We start from the raw sequence: 3,684 nt of genomic DNA on the forward strand, positions 1-3,684 counted from the left end.
GTGCATCAAAATACCGGATGCATCGACTTGAGTGAATTGCGACGCCAGCGTTCCTGCCGCTCCAAACGTTTTCCCCCCAATATTTTTATAAGTGCGCGTCATCATGTACCGGGCCGTTCGCGGCGAGTTGGTATCGTCAAAACCATGCGACAAAAACAAAGGGTTAGGGGGAGAACTGGGGTCAAAGCCACAAACTTCGTTCGAAATATCATTGTAAAGATGCAGCAGAACTATTGGGGCACCATAGCCGACCTCATCTCCAATGGCTTTTGCGATTGTCCAAAAAATCGAATCTGCAGCTTCTAATTTATCATCCATTTGATTGTCTCCATCTATCGCATGAACCGACATTCCGCATGTGGGTATCCGTTTGACGTCGAAATCGGCCGACGCAGCCTGCAAAGCAAGCGTTTGACGCTCCTGATGACCACGACTGCCGTGTCCGGTGAAAGGCGTATTGCCCTCCTTGATATGCTGCTCGGCTCTCTCGCAGAGCCGCCACCGCCAGATCGGACAGCCCGAGCGCGTCATCCAAGTCGCGCATCACCAGAAGACCGTCCTCCGAACTAAGCGCCTTTGAAGTCCAACCGAACAGGAGGGTCAGAATCCACCCGTTCTGCCCGCTGCAAGCCCGCACCCTCTGGGTGAGCCATGAAACACGCCCCACCCAAAAACCAACACCATGAATAATATAGGAAATACCATGGTCAAGACAGCGAAATCAGCGGATTAATAGGTGAGTGCAGGAAGAGATTGTTTTTTATCATAAGGTCATTTGCCTCTCCTTGAAGGGGCGGGTACTGATATTTCACCCTGACAAGCTGGGTAGGTGTATCAACTTGTTTTTACTGACGGATGACAGCTCGGTCCGTTACCCTGCTAATACTGACTACGCCAAGTTATTGGCGTAGTTTTTTTGTTTGATTACCTGAAATTATCTGAGGCGTGCCTGTCGCAAAGATGCACATTGGCCCAGGGACGGCATGACCATTTCGGTCCTAACACCTGGCCAGTGGCGTCATTGCTGTGGAAAGAGCCTATCTATCCATAGTTACCATACGGCTATCCTTCGCCCCATAAGGCAATCCATTGCTCCTTTGTGATCTTTTCAAGCATATATTAAAATATAGCCATAACTAGCCAACAAGCTCAGGCTGACTCAGCCGGCATCAATGGTGCAAGCAAGGATCAAAGCAATGGCAAAAAAATTTGGCGAGAAACTGAAAAGTTTGCGGCTCCATCATAATATGACGCTGGAAGAATTGGCAGGCGTCATCGGGACGTCGAAAGCATATATGTGGCAGCTGGAGAACAAGACACACGCCCGGCCGTCAGCCGATCTTTTGCTCAAGATTGCCAATCATTTTGACCAGGCTCCGGAGTTTCTGCTTGATGACGAGCAAGAAGAACCGTCTCAGCGCCAGGAAGACCTGACCTTCCTGAGGAAGTTGAGAAAACTGTCGGAAAGTGATCGGCAGACCATCGAGAGGATCATCGCCAGCTTCGTTCCCTCGAATGACACGGGCGTCAACGAATACGACATGGAATTGAGTTGACCGACCTGAATGTCGGGCGCCAATCATGGGTCGTCCGACATTCGTTTGCGCGGAGAGGTCAAAGGCGGCCTATTGGCTGATCGGCCCAAATTTCAGGCGCAGGTGACGAATATCCGGGTCACCCCTTCTCTCTTCAATACTACATGGATGTGACAGTCAGGGACGCTTACGGCGCTGGGGCGTATCAATTCTGGCCTGGAAACAGACCAACTGATCAGCCGAACTGATGTCTCATATCATGGCGGAGCGTCAGGGAATTTCTACCGACATGAGGGGCGATTTCCGGCACCTGGGCCGCGCAGTCCGTCTTGGTCTCGGCAATGGTGTCGATCGCTGCGCTCAGGCGGGCCATCGTCATCGGCGCGCGCAATGTGGCATCACATATCGCTTTGCGATCCGCGCTCAGATCGTCGCCCGAGACCTTGGAAGAGACCAGAACCACCGCCATGGATGGCCGGATTTCACGGAGGTTCTTGAGCGCATCTACCGCACAAGACACATCGCCAAAGGCATCGCCATTTACGACCAGCATGGAAATCGTTTCGTGAGTGGTGGCGATATCTTGGATATCATCTGCGCTGGCAGAGAATGCGTTCGGTGAAAGTTCGGCGCCTTCAAGATAATCAATCAGGGCCGCACTGTCAGACGCGGCAAAACCCATAATGCAGGTCCGGCCACAAATGGAAACTGGCGACATTCTGTGATCGGCTTCTGACCAAAGACGCGCTTCAAGATCCGAGATGTCTTGCAACTTTGCCCGTCCCCACTCCGCGTCAGGACAGTCACCTCCGTCAAATCCGTAGGATACCGGATATTCAGACGCCCATTCTTTCTGAAACCTGGAGGTGTGCGGCCTCTGGGTCGTCTTGCTTTTGCCCAGCTCGCCTTTGAACAGGGACATTATGCTGTCTTTCCAGGACCCGCTGCGCTTGCCAACCGGGTTCAAATGATTTGCGTTGCTTTTCGCACCTGCAACAAGCGCGTAATCGCTGCTCAGAAAATCCATGACAGCAAACTCTTCAGTAGGTAAATCCAGAAAATCACACCAAGAGGTATGAAACCCATGAGCAGATATGGAACAAGAAGCGACGGTGATCTGCCCACTTCGCTTTCGCCCGCTTCGAGCGGCTGACCAATCTCGAGGAAGTCTTCAATTTTAGAGGTATATTGAGTCATTGACTATCCTTCCTTGGAAATAAGATAGTCATCTTTGCGCCTGAAATAATCGTATCTTTTGATATTATGGGAACGAAATAGTTGCCACGCCGGTTCCAGACGTGCTTTCAACCGGACCTTGCCGGATCAGCGTGGGTCTGACTGTGTCTGGGGCCGATCTTCGATATCGCGCCCGCCTGCGGGGCTGTGCCGCTCAGATGATCTGCTTTTGCTGTGCAAACATCGCGGCCTGAGTGCGGTTCTTGGCGCCCAGCTTGCTGCATATGGACCTCATATGCATCTTGACCGTCACTTCAGACATCGACAGATCATGGGCGATTTCCTTGTTGGACTGCCCTATCGAAGCCCCGTACAAGACCTTGAGTTCCCGCTCGTTCAGCTTTGACGTTCCGCCATTTTCAGGCGCGTGCCAAGCAGAGGCGTCCTGGGTGTTGGCGAAAAAACTGTAAGGCACGAATTGTTCGCCGGAGGCGACCAGTCGTATGGCATTCTCCAGAGACTTGAGCGAGACGGATTTCGGGATGAACCCCCGCGCCCCTTCTTCGAGCGCCCGCATGATCACCACGGTCGAGACCGAGCCGGAAAACAGAACCACGGACCCACCGTGGTTCTCGGTGACGATGGATTTGATCGTCGCCAAACCGTCCATGCCAGGCATGTTCAGGTCCAGGAGGACAACATCGAAGGATCCCTCCTCCTTGATCCGCTCGCACGCCGAGCTGTAACTGTTGGACAGGTGAACAGCGAAGCCGCAGTTTTCGAGCGGCCGCACCATGGCATCAAGCAGCAACTGGTGATCATCTGCTATGAGAACATTTATGGTGCCGGCTTCAGGGGCAGCCTTGACGTCTGTTAACATTGTTTTTTCTCGGCTTTCGCGATTGCGGCTTGCAGCGGCCATGTGAGACAACTTCGCTCATAAGATGAAAAACGTCCAAAGAAGATCAGAACT

5 protein-coding genes and 1 pseudogene are annotated in these 3,684 nt (G+C 52.5%); 1 reads left to right on the forward strand and 5 read right to left on the reverse strand.

The genetic code is table 11. The features are described 5' to 3' along the window. Positions 1–318: hypothetical protein (locus tag VJ956_RS07975; protein ID WP_324083609.1), on the reverse strand; the 318-nt coding region annotated here is incomplete at its 3' end. Between the two features lie 124 nt (positions 319–442). Next, a pseudogene (locus VJ956_RS07980) lies at positions 443–653 on the reverse strand (IS1380 family transposase); the annotation flags it as partial. Positions 654–1,196: 543 nt separating this feature from the next. Between VJ956_RS07980 and VJ956_RS07985 the strand changes: the two are divergent. Next, positions 1,197–1,556 (forward strand): helix-turn-helix transcriptional regulator, encoded by a 360-nt coding sequence (locus tag VJ956_RS07985; RefSeq protein ID WP_324083611.1) that lies wholly within the window; start codon positions 1,197–1,199, stop codon positions 1,554–1,556. 214 nt (positions 1,557–1,770) lie between these two features. On the opposite strand, the gene VJ956_RS07990 is transcribed toward VJ956_RS07985, so the two are convergent. The 3 genes from VJ956_RS07990 to VJ956_RS08000 all read right to left on the reverse strand — a co-directional run bounded on the left by VJ956_RS07990 (position 1,771) and on the right by VJ956_RS08000 (position 3,633). Then, positions 1,771–2,562, reverse strand: a complete 792-nt coding sequence (locus tag VJ956_RS07990; RefSeq protein ID WP_324083613.1) for a hypothetical protein — start codon at positions 2,560–2,562, stop codon at positions 1,771–1,773. Continuing rightward, entirely contained in the window at positions 2,550–2,732 is a 183-nt protein-coding gene (locus VJ956_RS07995) for a hypothetical protein (RefSeq protein WP_324083615.1), read from the reverse strand. The genes VJ956_RS07990 and VJ956_RS07995 overlap by 13 nt, the downstream gene beginning before the upstream one ends. Before the next feature lie 193 nt (positions 2,733–2,925). Continuing rightward, positions 2,926–3,633, reverse strand: coding sequence for a response regulator transcription factor (locus VJ956_RS08000; RefSeq protein WP_324083617.1), 708 nt, complete (start codon positions 3,631–3,633; stop codon positions 2,926–2,928). Between the last annotated feature and the right edge of the window lie 51 nt (positions 3,634–3,684).

Origin of the sequence: Marinobacter sp., assembly GCF_035268745.1 — a bacterium.
In the GTDB taxonomy this organism is placed as follows: Bacteria; Pseudomonadota; Gammaproteobacteria; order Pseudomonadales; family Oleiphilaceae; genus Marinobacter.

Excerpts from the sequence above, each read along its gene's own strand:
- VJ956_RS07985 (WP_324083611.1), top strand. The coding sequence starts at position 1,197 with ATGGCAAAAAAATTTGGCGAGAAACTGAAAAGTTTGCGGCTCCATCAT.
- VJ956_RS07990 (WP_324083613.1), bottom strand. The coding sequence starts at position 2,562 with ATGGATTTTCTGAGCAGCGATTACGCGCTTGTTGCAGGTGCGAAAAGC.
- VJ956_RS07995 (WP_324083615.1), bottom strand. The coding sequence starts at position 2,732 with ATGACTCAATATACCTCTAAAATTGAAGACTTCCTCGAGATTGGTCAG.
- VJ956_RS08000 (WP_324083617.1), bottom strand. The coding sequence starts at position 3,633 with ATGGCCGCTGCAAGCCGCAATCGCGAAAGCCGAGAAAAAACAATGTTA.